At 43.5% G+C, this 21,898-nt stretch carries 14 protein-coding genes and 1 riboswitch; of the genes, 8 read left to right on the plus strand and 6 right to left on the minus strand.

Annotation, left to right across the window (positions count from 1 at the left end; translation table 11 throughout):
• Positions 1-31: 31 nt before the first annotated feature.
• The 6 genes from V7K42_RS01485 to V7K42_RS01510 all read left to right on the plus strand — a co-directional run bounded on the left by V7K42_RS01485 (position 32) and on the right by V7K42_RS01510 (position 14,046).
• On the plus strand, positions 32-952 hold the full coding sequence (locus tag V7K42_RS01485) for an NADP-dependent oxidoreductase (protein WP_334912866.1): 921 nt from the start codon (positions 32-34) through the stop codon (positions 950-952).
• An 881-nt stretch (positions 953-1,833) separates the two neighbouring features.
• On the plus strand, positions 1,834-7,602 hold the full coding sequence (locus V7K42_RS01490) for a HAMP domain-containing protein (protein ID WP_334912867.1): 5,769 nt from the start codon (positions 1,834-1,836) through the stop codon (positions 7,600-7,602).
• 17 nt (positions 7,603-7,619) lie between these two features.
• Entirely contained in the window at positions 7,620-8,594 is a 975-nt protein-coding gene (locus tag V7K42_RS01495) for an SDR family NAD(P)-dependent oxidoreductase (protein WP_334912869.1), read from the plus strand.
• 486 nt (positions 8,595-9,080) lie between these two features.
• Positions 9,081-9,659: a Uma2 family endonuclease gene (locus tag V7K42_RS01500; protein ID WP_334912892.1), complete on the plus strand. Its 579-nt coding sequence runs from the start codon at positions 9,081-9,083 to the stop codon at positions 9,657-9,659.
• A 301-nt stretch (positions 9,660-9,960) separates the two neighbouring features.
• On the plus strand, positions 9,961-12,279 hold the full coding sequence (locus V7K42_RS01505; protein ID WP_334912871.1) for a cation:proton antiporter domain-containing protein: 2,319 nt from the start codon (positions 9,961-9,963) through the stop codon (positions 12,277-12,279).
• Positions 12,280-12,508: 229 nt separating this feature from the next.
• Positions 12,509-12,592, plus strand: a riboswitch (Fluoride riboswitch).
• A gap of 95 nt (positions 12,593-12,687) precedes the next feature.
• Positions 12,688-14,046 carry a voltage-gated chloride channel family protein gene (locus V7K42_RS01510; protein WP_334912873.1) on the plus strand — a complete coding sequence of 453 codons (1,359 nt, stop codon included), beginning with the start codon at positions 12,688-12,690 and terminating at the stop codon, positions 14,044-14,046.
• Between the two features lie 118 nt (positions 14,047-14,164).
• On the opposite strand, the gene V7K42_RS01515 is transcribed toward V7K42_RS01510, so the two are convergent.
• The 4 genes from V7K42_RS01515 to V7K42_RS01530 all read right to left on the minus strand — a co-directional run bounded on the left by V7K42_RS01515 (position 14,165) and on the right by V7K42_RS01530 (position 18,774).
• Complete coding sequence (locus V7K42_RS01515) at positions 14,165-14,803, minus strand: Uma2 family endonuclease (protein WP_334912875.1); 639 nt, start codon at positions 14,801-14,803, stop codon at positions 14,165-14,167.
• A 122-nt stretch (positions 14,804-14,925) separates the two neighbouring features.
• Complete coding sequence (locus V7K42_RS01520) at positions 14,926-16,161, minus strand: LL-diaminopimelate aminotransferase (protein ID WP_334912877.1); 1,236 nt, start codon at positions 16,159-16,161, stop codon at positions 14,926-14,928.
• Between the two features lie 114 nt (positions 16,162-16,275).
• A complete protein-coding gene (locus V7K42_RS01525) occupies positions 16,276-17,631 on the minus strand; it encodes an NAD(P)/FAD-dependent oxidoreductase (protein ID WP_334912878.1) in 1,356 nt (451 codons plus the stop codon).
• 234 nt (positions 17,632-17,865) lie between these two features.
• The gene (locus V7K42_RS01530) at positions 17,866-18,774 is read right to left on the minus strand and encodes a DUF4349 domain-containing protein (protein ID WP_334912880.1); all 909 of its coding nucleotides are present in this window, start codon (positions 18,772-18,774) and stop codon (positions 17,866-17,868) included.
• Between the two features lie 212 nt (positions 18,775-18,986).
• On the opposite strand from V7K42_RS01530, the gene ilvC reads away from it, so the two are divergent.
• Positions 18,987-19,982: a ketol-acid reductoisomerase gene (gene ilvC / locus V7K42_RS01535; protein WP_334912882.1), complete on the plus strand. Its 996-nt coding sequence runs from the start codon at positions 18,987-18,989 to the stop codon at positions 19,980-19,982.
• 639 nt (positions 19,983-20,621) lie between these two features.
• Here ilvC and V7K42_RS01540 read toward each other — a convergent pair.
• Positions 20,622-20,981: a hypothetical protein gene (locus V7K42_RS01540; protein WP_334912884.1), complete on the minus strand. Its 360-nt coding sequence runs from the start codon at positions 20,979-20,981 to the stop codon at positions 20,622-20,624.
• A 126-nt stretch (positions 20,982-21,107) separates the two neighbouring features.
• Between V7K42_RS01540 and V7K42_RS01545 the strand changes: the two genes are divergently transcribed.
• Positions 21,108-21,320: a hypothetical protein gene (locus V7K42_RS01545; RefSeq protein ID WP_334912886.1), complete on the plus strand. Its 213-nt coding sequence runs from the start codon at positions 21,108-21,110 to the stop codon at positions 21,318-21,320.
• A gap of 100 nt (positions 21,321-21,420) precedes the next feature.
• On the opposite strand, the gene V7K42_RS01550 is transcribed toward V7K42_RS01545, so the two are convergent.
• Positions 21,421-21,898: WD40 repeat domain-containing protein (locus V7K42_RS01550; protein ID WP_334912888.1), on the minus strand; the 478-nt coding region annotated here is incomplete at its 5' end.

The raw sequence follows: 21,898 nt of genomic DNA on the forward strand, positions 1-21,898 counted from the left end.
GTTAAAATATTATTTGAAAATAGGAGAAAAAATGAAAGCAACAGTAATTAATGAATACGGCAATGAAGACGTTGTAAATTACACCGATATTGAACGTCCAGAGCCGACGGCAAACGAAGTTCTGGTGAAAGTTCACGTCGCGGGGGTCAATCCGGTTGACTGGAAAATCCGCAATGGCGCGGGCGAAAGGCTGGGGCTGAAATTACCCATTATGCTTGGCGGCGAGATTGCTGGAACAGTTGAAAAGATTGGCGGTGATATCAGAGATTTCAAAGAAGGTGATGCAGTCTACGGCATCATCTCTTCTGGAGGTTTCGCCGAATACGCGATCGCCAAAAAGGGCGACATCGTGCCCAAACCGCAAAGCCTCGATTTTCAGAATGCAGCAGCGATTCCGCTCGGTGCGTTGACCGCTTGGCAAGCAATTTTCGATTTAGCTAATCTCACAAGTGGACAAAGAATTTTTATCACCGGCGCATCGGGTGGAGTCGGCTCGCTAGCTGTCCAACTCGCCAAAGCAAAAGATACATACGTGATCGGTATGGCTTCGGGACGCAATGAAGATTTCGTCAGGAATTTGGGCGTGGATGAGTTCGTTGATTACACGAAGCAAAACTTCGAGGATGTCGTCAAAGATGTTGATGTCGTCTTCGATACGGTCGGCGGTGACACTTTTGAAAGAGCGTTTCAAACTTTGAAAAAAGGTGGCTTTCTGGTGACATCGGTGGAATTTCCGTCTGAAGAAAAAGTGCAAGAATTCGGCATCAAAGCCGCGCGGGTTTTCTGCAAGCCGAATGCAGAAGAATTAACTGCGATTAGCAAATTGGTTGACGAAGGACGATTAAAAGCTCAAGTTTCAACCGTCTTGCCGCTTGCGGAAGTGAAAAAGGCACTTCAACTTTCCGAAAGCGGTCGCACGCGGGGTAAAATTGTGTTGCAAGTCAAGGCATAGTAACACTCAGCACTTTGCTACACCACGAGGGAAACCGATTCTCACTTCATGCCATTTAAAGGACTTCCAAGAAATAAATTATTCAATTTCACGCCTATCAAAACAACTTTTTCTCCCCCTGCTCTTTGCTCCCTGCCTCCTGCCCTAAAAGCAATGGGATATCTTTTTATTTGGAACGTCCCTAACCCGGATTTCTCACCAATGCTCAAAGCCTGTACTTATTCCGGGAAGAAGTAATGAGTAATAAGTAATAAGTAATGAGTAAGAAGTGATCTTTCTAACTCTTTACTCATTACTCCTTACTCATTACTCCTCCTCTGCTTCACCAAATGCTTGAATCTTGTGAGAAATGCGGGCTAACTACTTTTGACCATACCCTCGCCCAAGTTAGGCATTGCCGACAATTGATGCTGCATAACAGATGTCAACTCGCTATCATTGGCTAAGTGAACTGCCAGATACATTGATGGCAATACCACTTAGTTAGCAGTCTTTATCAACTGCTTACACTCGCATCCATAAAAAATAGTTTTATCCACTTTTTATTTTCTGCTCTCTATTGTGATACGCATTAGCAAAAAGTACTCTAAATAAGTACGGGGTGCAGGGAGCAACGCGAAAAAGTGAGATCATTGTGAAATAGGCAGGGGAGGCAGGGGGAGCAGGGGGAGCAGGGGAGGCAGGGAGAGCAGGGGGAGTAAAGAGGCATTTTTAGTATTTTTTACTACCGAAACAGACTGCTTCTACACTTATTTCTTTCTCTTCCCCTGCCTCCCCTGCCTCCCCTGCCTCCCCTGCTTACCCATCTCACAAAATCGCATTGCTCCCGGGGTGCAAAAAATACAAAAAATTTCTCAAGATTCAAGATTAAGGATAAGGCTATGGCAACCGAACAGTTAACTAGAGACAGCGACAATCTCGATCTAAATCAGCTACTAAGAACGCTGAATGCTGTTAAACAGGGTGACTTCTCGGCTCGGATGCCCATAGATTATACTGGTGTAGCGGGGAAAATCGCTGACACACTCAATGATATTATTGATCAAAATGAGCGGATGGCGGCGGAACTACAACGGATTGGTAACGTTGTCGGCAAAGAAGGCAAAATAGCCGATCGCGCCTCTTTAGTAAATGTTCGTGGTTCTTGGTCAGATTGTATTACTTCTGTCAATACTCTAATTACAGATTTAGTCCAACCAACGGCTGAAACTACTCGGGTAATTCGGGCGGTTGCGAATGGAAATTTATCCCAAACCATCGCCACAGAAATTGACGGCAGACCACTCAAAGGTGAGTTTCTCCAAACTGCTAATATTGTCAACACGATGGTAGATCGGCTTGGTTCTTTTGCATCAGAAGTCACAAGGGTTGCCCGTGAGGTGGGAACTGAGGGTAAATTAGGTGTTCAAGCCGAAGTGCAAGGTGTAGCTGGCACTTGGAAAGATTTGACTGATAACGTGAATTTGATGGCGGGTAATCTCACTGGACAAGTTCGCAACATCGCCGAAGTTGCCACTGCGATCGCAAATGGTGACTTATCTAAAAAAATCACTGTTAATGTCAAAGGCGAAATTCTGGAGTTGAAAAATACCGTCAACACGATGGTAGATCAACTGAATTCTTTTGCATCGGAAGTTACCAGAGTTGCGCGGGAAGTGGGAACTGAAGGGAAGTTGGGCGTACAAGCCGAAGTCCGAGGTGTGGCGGGAACTTGGAAAGATTTAACCGAGAACGTCAACTTAATGGCGGGTAATCTCACTGGACAAGTTCGTAACATTGCTGAAGTTGCTACTGCGATCGCAAATGGTGATTTATCTAAAAAAATCACCGTCGATGTTAGAGGTGAAATTCTCGAACTCAAAAATACCATCAATATAATGGTGGATCAACTCAGTTCCTTTGCCAGTGAAGTAACACGGGTAGCGCGTGAGGTGGGAAGCGAGGGTAAATTGGGTGTGCAAGCAGAAGTGCGCGGTGTGGCTGGCACTTGGAAGGATTTAACTGATAGCGTGAATTTCATGGCGGGGAGTTTAACGGCACAGGTGCGAAACATTGCCGAAGTAACTACCGCCGTTGCAACAGGCGATTTATCCAAAAAAATCACCGTCGATGTCAAAGGTGAAATTCTGGAGTTGAAAAATACCATTAATACGATGGTGGATCAACTCAGTTCCTTTGCAAGTGAGGTGACGCGAGTTGCGCGAGAAGTGGGAACTGAAGGTAAATTGGGTGTACAAGCGGAAGTTAAGGATGTTGCTGGCACTTGGAAAGATTTAACTGATAGCGTCAACTTCATGGCAGGAAGCTTGACGGCACAGGTGCGGAACATTGCTGAAGTGACAACTGCGATCGCTAATGGTGACTTATCCAAAAAAATTACTGTTGCCGTTAAAGGCGAAATTCTGGAACTGAAGAATACCATCAATATCATGGTGGATCAACTCAATTCTTTTGCCAGTGAAGTCACAAGAGTTGCCCGTGAGGTGGGAAGCGAGGGTAAACTAGGTGTCCAAGCTGATGTGCGCGGTGTAGCCGGGACTTGGAAAGATTTAACTGATAGCGTCAACTTCATGGCAGGAAGCTTGACGGCACAGGTGCGAAACATTGCCGCCGTCACCACAGCTGTAGCTAATGGCGACTTATCTAAGAAAATCTCCGTTGATGTCAAAGGTGAAATTTTAGAGTTGAAAAACACCGTCAATACGATGGTAGATCAACTCAATTCCTTTGCAAGTGAAGTAACGCGAGTTGCCCGTGAAGTGGGAACTGAAGGTAAACTGGGCGTACAAGCAGAAGTTAAAGGTGTAGCCGGCACTTGGAAAGATTTAACTGACAGCGTAAACTTCATGGCGGGAAGTTTGACGGCACAAGTGCGGAATATTGCCGAAGTAACCACAGCCGTAGCAAACGGCGACTTATCCAAGAAAATCACCGTCGATGTTAAAGGTGAAATATTGGAACTCAAAAACACCATTAATACAATGGTGGATCAGCTAAATTCTTTTGCATCAGAAGTTACAAGGGTTGCCCGTGAGGTGGGAACAGAAGGTAAACTTGGCGTACAAGCTTATGTCAAAGGAGTTGCAGGAACTTGGAAAGATTTAACTGACAACGTAAATTCAATGGCGGGGAACCTCACCGGACAAGTTCGCAACATCGCCGAAGTTACAAAGGCGGTAGCTAATGGCGACTTATCTAAGAAAATTACTGTCGATGCCAGAGGCGAAATTTTAGACTTGAAGAACACCACCAACACAATGGTGGATCAACTTAGTTCCTTTGCATCAGAAGTAACGCGGGTGGCGCGAGAAGTGGGAACTGAAGGAAAGTTAGGCGGACAAGCGCAAGTCCAAGGTGTTGCAGGGACTTGGAAAGATTTAACGGATAATGTTAACTCGATGGCGGGGAACTTAACGGCCCAAGTGCGCGGTATCGCCAGAGTTGTAACGGCAGTTGCTAACGGTGATTTGAAACGGAAACTAATGTTAGATGCCAAGGGAGAAATTGAAACCTTGGCAGAGACAATCAACGAAATGATTGATACTCTAGCGACATTTGCCAATCAAGTAACCACAGTGGCGCGGGAAGTGGGAATTGAAGGGAAGTTAGGCGGACAAGCGAGAGTCCCTGGTGCAGCTGGAACTTGGAAAGATTTGACTGATAATGTGAATGAACTTGCTGCTACACTGACAACTCAGTTGCGATCGCTCGCAGAAGTTGCTACAGCTGTAACCAAAGGTGATTTAACTCGTTCAATTGCCGTCGAAGCATTAGGCGAAGTAGCAATACTCAAAGACAACATTAACCAGATGATTGCTAACCTGCGGGAGACAACGCAGAAAAATACTGAGCAAGACTGGTTGAAAACTAACTTAGCCAAGTTTACCCGAATGCTGCAAGGGCAGCGAGACTTAGAAACTGTATCTAAACTAATTCTCTCAGAACTTGCACCCTTGGTAGGAGCGCAACACGGCGTATTTTTCCTGATGGAGTATGGGGAACATACACCGTATTTGAAACTAATTAGTAGCTATGCTTACCGCGAACGCAGACATCTAGCTAACCGCTTCCACTTGGGTGAAGGTTTGGTGGGACAATGCGCTTTAGAAAAAGAGCGAATTCTGCTGACGGAAGTGCCAAGTGATTATATCAGAATTTCCTCTGGTTTAGGAGAAGCGACTCCCCTGAATGCCGTAGTATTACCTGTACTTTTTGAAGGACAGGTGACAGCAGTCATAGAATTAGCATCCTTCCGACGCTTTAGCGAAATTCATCTGACATTCTTCGACCAGCTTACCGAAAGTATAGCGATCGTCCTCAACACGATCGCAGCATCAATGCGAACTGAAGAATTACTCAAGCAATCGCAATCTTTGGCTGAAGAACTCCAAACCCAGCAAAATGAACTGCGAGAAACCAACAAACGCTTAGAACAACAAGCCCAGTCACTCAAAACCTCAGAAGATTTACTCAAAGGACAGCAAGAAGAACTGCAACAAACTAACGCTGAGTTAGAAGAAAAGGCAGAGTTGTTGGCAATGCAGAAACAAGAAGTCGAGCGCAAAAATCGCGAAATCGAACAAGCAAGAATGTCTTTGGAAGATAAGGCTGAACAACTCGCCCTTTCTTCAAAATACAAATCAGAATTTCTCGCCAACATGTCTCACGAACTGCGGACACCCCTAAACAGCTTGTTAATTTTGGCGCAGTTATTGGCAGATAATATAGACCGCAACCTCACTACAAAGCAAGTTGAATACAGCCAGACAATTTACTCAGCCGGTACTGACTTGTTAATGCTAATCAATGACATTCTGGATCTCGCTAAAATTGAATCTGGAACTATGTCAATTGACATAACCCAAATGCCATTGGTAGACTTGGGCGAACAAATTGAGCGTACCTTCCGGCAAATAGCTGAAAGCAAAAGACTTGCCTTCATAATTGAATTTATTCCCAACTTACCTACAACCATCTATACAGATGTCAAACGCTTACAACAAGTGTTAAAAAATCTCCTCTCCAACGCTTTTAAATTTACAGAAAAAGGGGAGGTACGCTTGCAGATTGCGCTAGCACAACAGGGATGGAGCAACGACCAAGCAACTTTGAATCAAGCTCAAAATGTCATCGCCTTCTCAGTCAGCGATACAGGCATTGGCATCGCTCCCGACAAGCAAAAAGTTATTTTCGAGGCATTTCAGCAAGCCGATGGCTCTACTAGTCGCAGATACGGCGGTACTGGATTAGGCTTATCAATTAGCCGCGAAATTGCCCGTCTCTTTGGCGGCGAAATTAAACTTACAAGTCAACCAGGTCAAGGTAGCACCTTTACATTCTTCTTCCCACAATTAAATCCTGAATCTACATCAACACAATTAAGTACTCATCAGCCCTCACTCCTCACCTCTGACTCTTCACTTCCAACTCAGCCTTTAGCGCTGATAAATGACGATCGCGCTACTATTGCCACAGGCGATCGCGTTTTGTTAATTGTCGAAGATGATGTGAATTTTGCCCGTATCCTCATAGATATGGCCCAACAGAACGGATTCAAAGTGATAACAGCCCAAAATGGCAGTACAGGTCTATCATTAGCGCAGCAATTCCTACCTTCAGCCGTTTTACTAGATATCCGAATGCCAGAAATGGATGGTTGGACGGTATTGGATCGTCTGAAACATGACCCCAATACTCGCCACATTCCCGTACACATTATGACCGTCGAAGAAGGGCAACAGCGTAGTTTGCAACTCGGTGCGATCGCATATTTGCAAAAGCCCTTAACCAGCAAGATAATATCTGAGGCATTGGTCAAAATTAAAGGTTTTGTTGAGCGCCAGGTAAAAAATTTACTAGTAGTCGAAGACGATGACACTCAACGCCATAGCATTGTCGAGCTAATTGGTAACAACGATGTTTTTACCACTGCTGTTGCCACTGGGGCAGAAGCCCTAGAAGCCATCCGTACCCAGCATTTTGATTGCCTTGTCCTCGATTTAGGGCTACCCGACATGACCGGGTTTGAACTGATCGATCAAATTAAACTTTTACCTAACGGTAAAACATTGCCAATCATTGTCTACACAGGTAGAGAAATTAGCAAAGCCCAAGAAACTGAACTGAGGCGGATTGCCGAAACAATCATCATTAAAGATGTGCGATCGCCCGAACGTCTCCTCGACGAAACAGCATTATTTTTACACCGAATCCAAGCAAATTTACCAGCACCTAAACGACAAATACTTGAACAACTGCATTCTATAGATTACTTACTCGCAGGCAAGAAAGCACTAATTGTAGACGACGATATGCGTAATATTTTTGCGCTGACAAGTATGCTGGAGCGTTATCAAATCCAAGTGTTATACGCTGAAAACGGCAGAGAGGGAATTACCCTATTGGAAAATACACCAGATATTGATGTGGTTTTGATGGATGTAATGATGCCAGAAATGGACGGTTACGAAACAACAAGCTTAATCCGCCAAAACGAGCAATTTAAATCTTTGCCGATTATTGCACTCACCGCTAAAGCCATGCAAGGCGATCGCGAGAAGTGTATTGAAGCCGGTGCATCAGACTATATAACTAAACCCGTAGATACCGAACAATTGCTTTCACTTTTGCGTGTTTGGCTATACCGATGAAGGGGGAAGGAGGAGTTATGAGAAGCCTTGAAGATAAAGTGGCATTGGTAACAGGTGCTACGCGGGGAATTGGAAGAGGAATTGCTATTGGTTTGGCTGAGGCTGGGGCAACTGTATACGTCACAGGCCGCAGCCTTAACAATTCTAGTAATGCGGTTTCAGGAAGTCTTAATGAAACCCAATCAGCTATTGACGAAATCGGTGGTGTGTGCATTCCGGTGCAAGTAGACCACAGCGACGATGAGCAGGTGCGTTTACTGTTTGAGCGCATTCAAGATGAGCAGGATGGACAACTTGATTTACTGGTGAATAATGCTTACTCAGGAGTTCAGGCAGTAAAAGACGCTTTTGGGCAGCCCTTTTGGGATTGCGAACCAAGTATTTGGGATGCTAGTAACAACGTTGGTCTTCGTAGCCACTATATTGCGAGTGTTTTTGCGGCTCGAATGATGACCAAGCACAAATCTGGACTAATTTGCACTATTTCCTCGTGGGCGGGGATGTCCTATATATTTAATGCAGCTTATGGTGTTGGTAAGGCAGCTTGCGATCGCCTCGCAGCTGATATGGCTGTTGAATTAAAACCCTATAATGTCGCTTCTGTTTCAATTTGGCCGGGTATTGTTGGGACTGAGCTTTTTTCCCGTTTTGCTTCTGAGATGAATCAAACCAATGCTACTGAAAATAATTTCTCATTTTTAAGCGATCGCTACAACTGGGAAACTCCCTTATTTACTGGACGGGCGATCGCTGCACTTGCTTGTGAATCAAATATCATGCGCCATACCGGACGTGTGCAGATTGTTGCCGAACTAGCTAATAAATATGGAATTGTCGATGAAAATGGCGATCGACCTGCATCGCTACGTTCTTTACGTTTTGTGCTGCCAGCTGCATTGCCAGGATTGAGAAAGTATTCATCGCTCATACCCAATATTAAAATACCGTGGTCACTATTATTATTGAATGCCCTTAGCTCACCTAAAATTTAATCGGAATTGGGCAGTTGCGGGTAAGGGACTTCCAACTAAAAAAATATCCCATCGCTTTGGCGAGCAGGGGAGGCAGGGGGCGCAGGGGAAGCAGGGGAGGAAGAATCTAATTGATCATCTTCGCTCCAAAATTGAATAATTTAATTTCTGGAAGTCCCTAAACCGTAGGATTATATTAATGCAGCATGGACGGTAAAGTAGAGGTAGAGGTAGAGGTGGGAGCAACGCGAAAAAGTGAGATCCTCATGAAAAGAGCTTTCTTAGGCAGGGGGAGCAGGGGGAGCAGGGGGAGTGAAGAGAAAACTCTAGTATTTTTTACGACCTTTATAGCTACAAATACACTTATTTCTTTCTCTTCCCCTGCCTCCCCTGCATCCCCTGCTCCCCCTGCTCACAAAATCGCATTGCTCCCGGTAGAGGTTTAGTCTTCCCTATTGGCAGCGCATGGGTGTAACGCAACTAGAATTTGGTGGAGCGGAATTAATTATGACTGCTTTAACTTTACAATTACCTCCTAATCTCAAATTTACGGATGAGGAATTTGAACAGATTGTTGGTATGAATAAAGAGTTGTGTTTAGAATTAACTGCTGAAGGAGAATTGGTAATCATGTCACCCACTGGAGGAGAAACGGGAAACCGTAATTTTGATTTGTTAGGTCAACTATGGTTTTGGAACAGCCAAAAAAATTTAGGAAAAGCCTTTGATTCTTCCACTGGTTTTAAACTTCCCAATGGTGGAACTCGTTCTCCTGATGCTTCTTGGATGAAGATGGAACGGTGGGATGCTCTCACAGCACAACAAAGAAAAAAATATCTCCCCTTGTGTCCTGACTTTGCAGTAGAATTGGTTTCCGAAACTGATGATGTGGAAGACACTCAAGCCAAAATGCTGGAATACTTAGCTTCGGGATTATTACTTGGTTGGTTAATTAATCCCAAAGAGAAACAAGTAATAATTTATCGTCCAAATCTTGCACCAGAAGTTTTACAATCTCCTACAAGTTTATCTGGTGAAGATGTTCTCCCTGGTTTTATTTTAAATTTACAGCCGATTTTTGAGTAAATGAATTAATATTCGTGAACAATCCCCAGCGATGCACTGAGCGCAGTCGTTGTGTCCCCAATCCCCATTACCCCTTATCCCCTAGCGTGGCAAAACTAGCTAGAGCAAAAACTTAAACCTAGTAAATTCGTTATTATTGAAAATTTTGGTTTACCTATTTACGCCTATTTCAATCATTAAAAATCTACTCTAGCAAGTTTTACCGCTCTAGCTTATCCCCAGAGGGGGCCCCACCATCTCCAATCCCCAAAACTTTGTATGCTGAATTAATAGGTCTTAATTAATAGTTCTTTTAAAACTGGTGCAAGAAGATTTTAGGCTAATTGTTGATTTAGTTTTAGTTTTAGGTGTTGCAGCCTGTGGCGGACTGCTGGCAGCACTTTTACGACAACCCGTGCTGCTAGGCTATCTCATCGGCGGGATGATTGTTGGGCCAGCTGGACTAGGATTGATTAAAGAAGTTATTCAAGTAGAGACTCTGGCACAATTCGGTGTTGCCTTTTTGTTATTCGCCTTAGGTGTAGAATTTTCCTTGGCGGAACTCAAGAAGGTAAAAGCGATCGCGCTCGGTGGAGGTGGACTCCAGATTGCTCTGACAATTTTAGTCACAGTTGTCGTGTGCGGTTTAAGCGGAGCCTGGGGAGCCTTACCTGCGAAGGGGATGTTTTTGGGGTGTATTCTGTCCTTGTCTTCCACGGCGGTTGTCCTCAAGTGCTTGATGGAACGCAACGAAACAGAAACCCCTCACGGACAAGTGATGCTAGGGATTTTGGTAGTCCAGGACTTAGCACTAGGACTGATGTTAGCAGTCTTACCAGCCCTTAACCAACCAGCAGAAACTATTGGCATCGCCGTGCTGACAGCCTTACTGTGGATTGCTCTATTTGCAGCTGGTGCAGTCGCTGCGGGGATTTGGCTGATACCGCCTTTGTTGCGACTCTTAGCCCGTACCGAAAGCCGAGAACTATTTTTATTAGGGGTTGTAGCTCTCTGTTTGGGTATTGCCCTGTTGACAGAACATTTGGGGCTATCTATTGAAATGGGGGCATTTGTTGCTGGTTTGATGATTTCTGAGGTGGAATACGCCGATCAAACCCTGACTTATGTCGAACCTCTGCGAGATATCTTTGCCAGTTTATTTTTTGCCGCCATTGGAATGTTAATTGACCCAGTGTTTTTGTGGAACAACCTAGAATTAATTTTAGGGCTGGTGGCAATAGTTTTCATCGGAAAATTTTTAATTATCACGCCCCTAGTGAAACTATTCCACTACCCTTTAAAAACAGCCATCATCGCTGGTTTGGGACTGGCGCAAATTGGGGAATTTTCTTTTGTTCTCGCCAGTGAAGGCCAATCTTTAGGGCTGGTGTCCCGCCAAATATACTTATTAATTTTGGGAACCACCGCAGTTACGCTCATGCTGACTCCCTTTGTTCTGCGGTTAGTACCATTTTTATTTAACTTTGCCGAATCAATGCCTTGGTTGAAACCGTACTTAGAAGAACAAGAGGCGCGGGATGTATCAGACGATTTGCCCTTTAAAGACCATGTAGTAGTTTGTGGTTATGGGCGAGTCGGCAAAAATTTAGTGAAGTTGTTGCTGCAACACGACTTACCTGTAGTAGTCATCGACCAATCAGAGAGGAGAATTCAGCAGTTACGTGAAGCTGGGGTATCTTATGTCTATGGTAATTGTGTAAGTTTACACGTTTTAGAAACTGCCGGGGTAAATCATGCCAAAGGAATGGCGATCGCTCTCCCTGACCCGATAAGTACCCGTCTTTGCTTGAAACGCGCTTTAGAATTGCGCCCAGAATTGGATTTGGTTGTCCGTGCTACCCAGGATAAAAATATTGAAGTGTTGTATCAATTGGGAGCCAGAGAAGTGGTGCAACCAGAGTTTGAAGCCAGCTTAGAAATGGCAACCTATTTATTAACTGGCTTAGGCTTGTTGTCGCCAGCTGTCGTCCAACGGGAAATGCAGCTAATCCGCAACGATCATTATTTAGATTTGCGGCCAGAGCGTTCTGCAACTGAAGTCGCCCACGATTTGCGCCAAGCAACTCTCGATTTAAATCAGCGTTGGTATCCTCTCCCAGATGCTTCGCCCTTAATTGGCATGAGTATAGAAGAATCAGATATGCGCTATTTAACAGGAGCGAGTTTGATGGCAATTCGCCGCGCTAATGGCGATGAAATTGATTATCCCAATAATAAAACTAAATTGGAAAAAGGCGATCGCCTGCTGGTAGTGGGAGCAGATGAAGAACTAGCGGCTTTGGCAGAGTTTGCTAAGGGACAAGCTGCTGTTCCTGGAGAAAATAGTGCTTGTCAGTGGGTTACAGTCGATGCTAATGCGCCAACGCTAGGTAAAACCCTTGCAGATTTAGATATCGCCAAGCAATTTGGAGTACAAGTACAGGCAATCCGGCGAGATGGTAAATTTATCCGCTATCCTGATGGCGGCATGGACTTGCGAGTTAGCGACCAAGTATTATTATGTGGTAGCTTGACAGGTCTGAGTCAACTAGAACAGTTATTTGCGATCGCGAATCAAGTACCCCTTTCTCTTCCAGTGCTGAAAGCTAGTGAGGCAGAAACGCTCAAAGAGTTCCTTTGATAATCCACTGGTACAAGTAAGGGACTTCCAGAAATTAAATTATTCAATTTTGGAGCGAAGATGATCAATTAGATTCTTCCTCCCCTGCTTCCCCTGCTCGCCAAAGCGATGGGATATTTTTTTAGTTGGAAGTCCCTAAGTGGCTCAATCTAGCGATCGCGAGGAACGAGTGTCAATAGTTTCTCAAAGAAACAAATATTGATTCGACTAAAAGCAAAAATGGTATCCTTAAATCAATGGCGATGGAGCTCGCCGAAACCGCCTTTTCAAACCTCAAAATCATCACTGAAAGGCTGATGGCTCCTACTTTCTTCGCTGACTGCGGGAGAGTAGGACTTGGCTAAACACATCACCTGACTCTCCTGTAGAAAGTGTAAGTCTACAAATCGCGCCTCAAGGAGTCATGGAATGTTTGCCAGTGTATTTATAAAACATTTTCGTCAATTTGAACCGTTTATTGCATTACCACACCTAATTAAGTGGCTGCCTATTTCCATTGTGGTTGGCATTCTTGCTGGAACAGCTTCTGCGGCTCTTTTAGCATCATTAGAATGGGCAACCGATTGGCGAGAATCCCATCGCTGGATTATCGCCTTACTGCCCCTTGGTGGCTTCTTGAGTGGTTGGATTTATCATCAGTTCGGTCGGAATGTAGAAGCCGGAAATAACCTTTTACTTGAAGAAATCCATAACCCCAAAAGTGTTATTCCCTTTCGGATGGCTCCTCTTGTTTTGCTAGGAACAAACCTGACACATTTATTTGGAGGTTCCGCCGGTCGTGAAGGTACAGCATTACAAATGGGCGCTTCTTTGGCAGACCAATTAACTAAAATATTACATTTTCAAGGAGCCAATCGGCGAATTCTATTAACGGCGGGTATCAGTGGCGGATTTGCTTCAGTTTTTGGTACTCCCTTAGCTGGAACCGTGTTTGGTCTGGAAGTTTTAGCAATTGGCAAAATTAATTATGATGCTCTTTTCCCTTCTTTGATTGCTGCGATCGTTGGGAATCAAGTCACCTTATTATTGGGTTTGCATCATACTGCATACCGACACACTCCCTCTATCCCAACGCTCACAATTTGGGGACTAATTGCTGCCATTATTGCAGGTGCAATCTTTGGAATTATCGCGAGATTCTTTGCTAAAGTAACTCACCAAATTAGTCACTTATTTAAAGCAAAAATATCTTATCCTCCAATGCGTCCTTTAATCGGCGGTGCGATGATAGCAGTAATTGTTGGGTTAAGTGGAACAACTAAGTATATTGGGCTTGGTATTCCTACTATCGTTGATTCTTTCTCCACTCAGCTACCTCCTTGGGATTTTGCAGCAAAATTAGGTTTGACTGCTCTAACTTTAGGCGCAGGTTTTAAAGGAGGAGAAGTGACACCTTTGTTTTTCATTGGTGCGACTTTAGGTAATGCTTTGTCGTTGTTTTTAGTATTACCTGCACCATTGTTAGCAGGGATGGGATTTGTGGGTGTGTTTGCGGGTGCAGCAAATACACCTATCGCATCAACCTTAATGGGAATTGAATTATTTGGTCTGGAATCGGGAGTATTTATTGCTATTGGTTGTGTAGTCAGCTATCTATTTTCAGGTCATTCTGGAATTTACTCAGCACAACGTATCGGGTTGAGTAAATACTCTGCTGTATATTTAGAAGAAGGGGTGACTTTGGCTAATTATGGACGAGAAAAAGTTGAGCCAAAAATTGGTTTACCTGATGATGGCGAACTAGGAGGAAGTGATTCTCAAGAATAAATTGTTGATGCAATTAATGGATAATTGGAAAAAGGCGATGGCATACTTAAAGTAATTATGTATGCGCATCGCTATTGTATAAAGGAAAGTAGCTATTGTCAGTGCCTATTTTTATTTACTAAATCATTGCTTCCAATTCTTCTAAAGCTTGAAAACTTCCTACTTGCCAACTACGTTCTACGGCCGCAGGAATAATTTGAGTAATAGCTATCTCTTTAAAATTAGGACTCGTGTCAGATTTTATGTATTTCCCATCTCTTAGCAAATAAATAGAAAGGTTTCCGCTATCGTAAACCCATAATTCTGGGACTCCAATGGCTTCATAAGCATCGAGAGTAGTTTTTGATGTAACATCAGTCTCAATCGCTAAATCTGGCGGCGGATCGTTAGGTTGCAAGCGGCGATGACCAATCATTTGTTGATAATTCTGAATATAAAAGCAAGCATCAGGTTCAACTCCTGCTACTCCTTGTCGTTTAAAAGTAGTGGAACCAAAAGGTTGGTATCTGATATTCTTAGCCTTCAGCAATATTTTGACAATATCAGAAATTAAATCTTTAGGAATTTCATGTTCTGGTAAAGGAGCCATAATTTCTAAAGTACCCTGGCTGTAGGCAATTCGTTTAGTTCTTTTTTCTCCCAGTTCTTGTAAAATAGATTCAAATTCTTCCCAGCTAACATCTGGAATTGTCACCGTGCTACCAGGTGCTAACTGCATCTTGCTAATAAGTTTAAAAACGGGGATGGCAGCAGTCATAATCAGAATATGAGTAAGCTGAGTTTAAATAATTATCTATCAGGTTGCGGTGGATAATATAGCCCACCGTAACCTTTAGACTAATAGAATGAGTTTAATAAAAGCGACTAAAAGCGATCGCCTTACACCTTAAACTTCTCCGTAATCCGCTTCATCGCTTCTTCGACATTCTCCCGACTGTTAAACGCCGAAATGCGGAAGTAACCTTCACCCGCAGCACCAAAGCCAGAACCAGGTGTCCCCACAACGTTGACAGTTTGCAACAGCTTATCAAAGAATTCCCAACTGGATAAACTATTAGGAGTTTTTACCCAAACATAAGGTGCATTCACGCCACCATAAACTGATAATCCGGCGGCTGTGAGTTTTTCGCGGATAATTTTGGCGTTTTCTAAATAGAAACTAACCAATTCCTTGATTTGTGCCTGTCCTTCTTCAGAATAAACCGCTTCGGCTCCCCGTTGGACGATATAAGAAACGCCGTTAAATTTGGTAGACTGGCGACGATTCCACAGTTTCCACAGTTCCACATCAGAACCATCGGCGGCTTTTCCTGTGAGTGTCTTCGGTACAACTGTTAAGGCGCAACGGGTTCCTGTAAAACCTGCGTTCTTGGAAAAAGACCGGAATTCGATCGCAACTTCCCTTGCACCTTCAATTTCATAAATTGAGTGAGGAAGTGATGGATCGGTGATGTAAGCTTCGTAGGCTGCATCAAAGAAAATAATCGAGTTATTAGCTTTGGCATAGTCCACCCATGCTTTGAGATATTCCTTGGTAGCAGTTGCGCCTGTGGGGTTATTGGGAAAGCAGAGATAAATTAAATCGACTTTCTTGGAGGGAATCTCGGCGGTAAAGTTGTTATCAGCCGTAATCGGCAGATAAACTAAGCCTTCAAACTCGCCTTTGTCGTTGGCATCCCCAGTATTTCCCACCATAACGTTAGTGTCTACGTATACGGGATAAACGGGATCAGTAACGGCAATTATATTGTCATGTCCAAAGATTTCTAGAATATTGCCAGTGTCGCATTTGGAACCATCAGAGATAAAGATTTCGGAAGCATCAATTTTGGCTCCCCGTGCTTGAAAATCGTGAGTAGCAATTTTCTCCCGCAACCAAGCATAGCCTTGTTCTGGGCCGTAGCCTTTGAAGGTATTGCGATCGCTCATTTCTTTTACAGCTTTTATCATAGCTGTGCGGCAAGCCTCCGGCAGAGGTTCGGTAACATCGCCAATGCCCAATCGGATGATTTTAGCATTACTGTTCGCTTCTGCAAAGGCATTCACCCGCCGAGCAATTTCTGGAAACAGATAACCCGCTTTCAGCTTCAGGTAGTTGTCGTTAATAGTTGCCATTATGTAGATTATGAAAAACGCCCTCAAATAGCTTACTGCTAATTTATGAGGGCGGGGAGTGGGGGGATGAGGGAGCAGGGGGAGAATAACTAATGACAAATGACAAATGACAAATTAGACATTTACAGGCTGTTTATTATCGGCTGAATAATTGTTGCGATCGCTAATTACAAACTCCGTAATTGATTCTTTACCTGTAATCAATCTTGCTCCGCGATTACGAGTAAAGTAATTCCACGCCCACTGAATCATTACTACTAATTTGTTGTTAAATTCAATTAAGAAGTAAATGTGAATCAACAGCCAAAACAGCCATGCAAAGAAACCTTTCAGCTTGATAAAGCCCAAATCTACCACAGCAGAATTGTGCCCAATCATTGCCAGATTACCATGATCGGTATAAGCAAAGGGTGGCAAATTTTTGCCTGCAAGGCGCTGTTGAACTAATGTTGCAACATATTCACCTTCTTGCTTGGCTACAGGTGCAACACCAGGTAGTGGTTTACCATTTTGATGAGAAAAGTTTGCTAAGTCGCCAACTACAAAAATATTTGGATGTCCTTTAATACTCAAGTCAGGTTCAACGATAATGCGTCCAGCGCGATCGCACTCTGCACCTGTGTGTTCTGCTAACACTTTGCCCATTGCCGAAGCTTTCACACCTGCTGCCCATAATACTGTTTTTGAGGCAATTTCTTTAACTTCTTCACCAAGTTTCAGGGTAACAACATCATTTTCAATATTCGTTACCAGTGTTTTTGTCTGGACAACCACACCCAACCGCGTCAGGGATGCTTCTGCTTCTTGTGATAACTCTGGTGCAAAAGGTGGCAGAATCCGATCCAGCCCTTCTAATAGCAAAATCTTGGCTTCTGAGGTGTCGATGTTGCGGAAATCTTCTTTGAGGGTTTGATTTGCTAATTCTGCGATCGCACCCGCTAACTCTACACCAGTTGGGCCGCCACCAACAATTACAAAGGTTAACCAAGCGCGGCGTTTTTCTGGATCGGTTTCTTTTTCTGCGGCTTCAAAGGCTGTAAAAATCCGGCTACGCATTTCTAGAGCATCTTCTACTGTTTTCAAGCCTGGGGCGAATTCTTCCCAGTTATCTTTGCCAAAGTAGGAATGCTTCGCACCTGTGGCAACAATTAACGTATCGTAAGGTATTGCTTCGTCGCCCACAATCACTTTTTGCGCTTCTGGATCGATATTATTCACCTCTCCCAACAGCACTTTCGTATTCTTGCTCTTGCTGAGGACAGAACGCAATGGTGAGGAGATATCCGCAGGAGATAGCGCACCTGTGGCGACTTGATATAAAAGGGGTTGAAATAGATGAAAGTTACGTTTATCGATGAGAGTAACGTTTACTGCTGCTTTGGCGAGTGTTTTGGCCGCATACAGTCCACCAAAACCACCGCCAACAATAATTACTCGATGGGGTGGATTATTGTCAAGTGAATTTACCATAAGAAATATTATCCGGTATTCCGACTATTGTTACTATTCTTAACAAATTTGTATCAAACTTGTCATCATATATTTTGTATTGCTTCTTACATTTAAAGAATGATTAAAGTAATCAAAACTACAGGATGAATAGAACTTTGTCAGATGGATCCTCAGACAATAAGATTTGGCGCTACTGAAATTGCTCTTTGCTTATGTAAATTTATCAGCAGTAAATGTAAGATTTATACAAGTTTACTCAGAACTAGTTGATTCTGGTGTTTGTGTCAAACGTGGTGAATGATTTTGCCGCCAATGCTTAAAGCCATAGACAAGTGCAGCAAAAATTAACAAATAGGGGCTGTAAACAATTAACCAAATACCCAGTTTCAGTAAGCCAACGGAAAATGCACTCAAAGAGTGGGTAGAATTGTTCCAAGTTTCCTGAACTTGCAAACCAAAGGCGGGTTGCGGACTGGTGCTAGAAACTGCTGCTTCTAAATTCAGCGTAATGGTAGAATAGGCAACTTGATTTTGTAAGCTTTTGAGTTGGGCATCAATTTGTTCGATCGTTTGTCGGACATTACTTAATTCTTGGGCAACACTAAGTACATCTCTGACAGAACCCGCCCGATCCATAATTTTTTGCAAATTGGCTTCAGTCTTCTGCAAATTGGTTAATCTAGCTTGGAAATCTACTAGGCGATCGCCCACATCCTCGGCAGTAATATTACGACTATCGATAGTGCCTAATTTAGCTAGTTCTTCTAAAGTAGGTTCTAGACGATTTTCTGGTATCCGCAATTGGATTGTTGCTGTGTAACGCGGGTTGTCACTTTTGGGTTGTTGTTGTTTCAACCCGATTAAATCCCCTTGCTGTTTATTGATAATTTGCGAAACAGCATCAATAGTCTGATCTACAGAGGTGACAGTCAAAGAAATTGCTGCCTTTTTAATTAGTTGAGGACGAGAACGGTTTATTGGTGCAGCTTCTGCCTTTTGGGAAATACTGCTTGCTTGATTTGCTGCGCCACCAGTTGCACTTGGAGGTAAAGCCTTATTTGCTAACCTCTCGGAAGAGGCGCAACTGGTGAAAATGAACCCTCCTAACAATGCGCTCACAAATAAAGCAGATGTGTGCGGCAATTTAGTCGAAGTATACATAATCTATCCTCAGATGGATGAACTTAACCCCAGTATTACTGAAGTAAAACTCAAAGCCTGTATTGTTGCGATTTATGTAACAGGGTTTGTCATTAGTCCCCAGTTCAAAGGGACAAATTCAATGTTTGACAGTTAATCTGTGGGTACTCAATTTAGGGTACAATCGTAAGCCTGCCAATAAATGACGATGCTTGCTGACAGGAGATGCTTCTATGGCCCGGATGTATTATGACGAAGATGCCAATTTAGACCTTTTGGCTGGAAAAACTATTGCTATCATCGGCTATGGTTCTCAAGGTCATGCCCACGCTCTCAATCTCAAAGATAGTGGTTTGAATGTGATTGTGGGATTATATCCGGGTAGTAAGTCAGTAGCAAAAGCTGAAGCTGCTGGGTTGACAGTGAAAAATGTGGCAGATGCTGCTAATGCTGCTGACTTTATCATGATTTTGTTACCTGATGAAGTTCAAAAAACAATTTACAAAAACGAGATTGAACCAAATTTAGAAGAAGGAAATGTGTTAGCTTTTGCCCACGGCTTCAATATTCACTTTGGGCAAGTTGTACCACCGGCTAATGTAGATGTGGTGATGGTAGCACCCAAAGGGCCGGGGCATTTGGTACGGCGGACTTATGAAAGTGGGGAAGGTGTACCAGCGCTATTTGCAGTTTACCAAGATGCAAGTGGTCAGGCACGCGATCGCGCTATGTCTTATGCTAAAGGTATAGGTGGGACTCGCGCTGGTGTTCTCGAAACTACTTTTCGCGAAGAAACCGAAACAGATTTATTTGGCGAACAAGCCGTATTGTGCGGTGGTTTGAGTGCTTTAATCAAAGCTGGATTTGAAACTTTGGTAGAAGCTGGTTATCAACCAGAATTGGCTTATTTTGAATGTCTGCATGAAGTCAAGCTGATTGTTGACTTAGTTGTAGAAGGCGGTTTAGCTAAAATGCGCGACAGCATTTCTAATACAGCTGAATATGGTGATTATACCCGTGGACCACGGATTGTTACCGAACAAACCAAAGTTGAGATGCAGAAGATTCTCAGCGAAATTCAATCTGGACAATTTGCACGGGAATTTGTTCTAGAAAACCAATCTGGTAAACCAGGATTTACCGCCATGCGTCGCAAAGAAGCTGAACACAAAATTGAGGAAGTTGGTAAAGATTTACGCGCTATGTTTAGCTGGTTGAAAAAAGCTTAAGCAAAAGAAAGGCAATTATCCAAAACCCTCTCAAAACCGGGAGCATCTCACCTTTGTAAATATACCAGGCGATTAGAAATCGCGCCTACACAAACGAAGTCCGCATAAGCGAACTCTAAGAATTTGAAACCCACGAAGGTGGGTTTTGTCTGTATAGCCGTGAATTCCATTCGCCAGGGCAAAACGTGTTTTCAGAAAAGCGAGATGCTCCCCTTCAAACTGTAGAAGTATAAAAAAGTTATACAATTTTGCAGTTTGTAACCCCTATATTACCGTTGGCATGGAAGCAATGCGATTTTGTGAGCAGGGGATGCAGAGGAGGCAGGGGAGGCAGGGGATGCAGGGGAGGCAGGGGAAGAAAAAGAACTAAGTGTATTTATAGCTCTAAAGGTCGTAAAAAATACTAAAGTTTTCTCTTCACTCCCCCTGCTCCCCCTGCTCCCCCTGCTCCCCCTGCCTCCCCTGCTCTTTTCACGAGGATCTCACTTTTTCGCGTTGCTCCCATTTTGGTTGGTGATGTATGCGATCGCTGTAATTGAACTTACGTTATATTCACAAGGGTAAAGGGAAAGGGTAAAAGAAAAACCTTTTCCCTTTACCCCTGCAAAATTTTACATACTTTGGTTTAATCGCGCCTACTTACTTTGGCAAAGCCACGCTTTGACGCACAATACGCTTGCGATCGCTTTTACGAGTACCTCCAGCCATCTGATACTCATGGCTATTGTTACCAAATTTATAAGCAATCCCACTTAAGATTTTTTCAGAATAGTCTGCTAAATCTTGTTCATTTTCAAGGATTTGGGTTCGTAAGACATCAATAGTAGAGAGAGTAGTGTTGTATGCTTCTAAAGATTTTCTCAGGCTGGCAATTTTTTCAGTATAATCTTTGACTGTTAATCCTTCTCCAACATCAAGAGTTGGACTAATAGATTTAATGCTTGCTAAACGTACTTCAGCTTTGCCAAGAGTACGTGAGTTGCGTTTTAGTCTAGCCATATTTAATACTCATGTTCCAATTTACTGATAACTCTATAGTGGACAATTTTGGAAAAGGTTGTCATACGTAAAATTGTTGATTTTTGAGAAAAAATCTCAGTCAAAGCAGAAGTTACTACAGGCTACGTGAAACACGGAAACGTGAAGATGGAAGTTGCTGCAAAGATCGCGGAAGTTGCTACAGGGTACGCGAAACACGGAAACGTGAAAGTGGAAGTTGCTGCAAAGATCGCGGAAATTGCTACAGGGTACGCGAAACACGGAAACGTGAAGATGGAAGTTGCTGCAACGATCGCGGAAGTTGCTACAGAGAAGATAAATAGCGATCGCCTGTTTTAATCAGTGCGATCGCCCCAAAAGTTTCTCGAAGTGCGATCGCACTTGCAGTAATTGATTTCCCTAAACAAAACGTTTCCTGAGCGGAGTCGAAGGGAACATTCTAATTGCTCTTAGTACCAATGCCATCGCAGAGAGTGCGATCGTTATCGCTCACATTGGGATTTAATTGTAAATAAACACGTAGCCTATTGCAACTGTAGACTATTAAATCATCTAGATTATTTGGGTACACTTTCCAGAGTTTGACGGTTTTGTCACCACTAGCAGAAGCGATGGTCTTGTCATTGGGGCTAAATGCTACGCCCCAGACCCCTTCGCTATGCCCCTTGAGGGTGGAGATTGATTTACCTGTAGCCACATCCCAGAGTTTGACGGTTTTGTCAGTACTTGCAGAAGCGATGGTCTTGCCATCAAGGCTAAATGCGACGCTATTGACCGCATCGCTATGCCCCTTGAGGATGGTGATTAATTGACCTGTAGCCGCATCCCAGAGTTTGACGGTTTTGTCAGTACTTGCAGAAGCGATGGTCTTGCCATCAAGGCTAAATGCGACGCTATTGACCGCATCGCTATGCCCC

This window comes from Nostoc sp., from assembly GCF_036917455.1.
GTDB lineage: Bacteria > Cyanobacteriota > Cyanobacteriia > Cyanobacteriales > Nostocaceae > Nostoc.

What these genes read in the sequence shown, in the direction of transcription:
- V7K42_RS01525 (WP_334912878.1), bottom strand. Translation starts at nt 17,631, where the DNA reads ATGGTAAATTCACTTGACAATAATCCACCCCATCGAGTAATTATTGTT.
- V7K42_RS01485 (WP_334912866.1), top strand. Translation starts at nt 32, where the DNA reads ATGAAAGCAACAGTAATTAATGAATACGGCAATGAAGACGTTGTAAAT.
- ilvC (WP_334912882.1), top strand. Translation starts at nt 18,987, where the DNA reads ATGGCCCGGATGTATTATGACGAAGATGCCAATTTAGACCTTTTGGCT.
- V7K42_RS01540 (WP_334912884.1), bottom strand. Translation starts at nt 20,981, where the DNA reads ATGGCTAGACTAAAACGCAACTCACGTACTCTTGGCAAAGCTGAAGTA.
- V7K42_RS01490 (WP_334912867.1), top strand. Translation starts at nt 1,834, where the DNA reads ATGGCAACCGAACAGTTAACTAGAGACAGCGACAATCTCGATCTAAAT.
- V7K42_RS01500 (WP_334912892.1), top strand. Translation starts at nt 9,081, where the DNA reads ATGACTGCTTTAACTTTACAATTACCTCCTAATCTCAAATTTACGGAT.
- V7K42_RS01510 (WP_334912873.1), top strand. Translation starts at nt 12,688, where the DNA reads ATGTTTGCCAGTGTATTTATAAAACATTTTCGTCAATTTGAACCGTTT.
- V7K42_RS01520 (WP_334912877.1), bottom strand. Translation starts at nt 16,161, where the DNA reads ATGGCAACTATTAACGACAACTACCTGAAGCTGAAAGCGGGTTATCTG.
- V7K42_RS01530 (WP_334912880.1), bottom strand. Translation starts at nt 18,774, where the DNA reads ATGTATACTTCGACTAAATTGCCGCACACATCTGCTTTATTTGTGAGC.
- V7K42_RS01495 (WP_334912869.1), top strand. Translation starts at nt 7,620, where the DNA reads ATGAGAAGCCTTGAAGATAAAGTGGCATTGGTAACAGGTGCTACGCGG.
- V7K42_RS01515 (WP_334912875.1), bottom strand. Translation starts at nt 14,803, where the DNA reads ATGACTGCTGCCATCCCCGTTTTTAAACTTATTAGCAAGATGCAGTTA.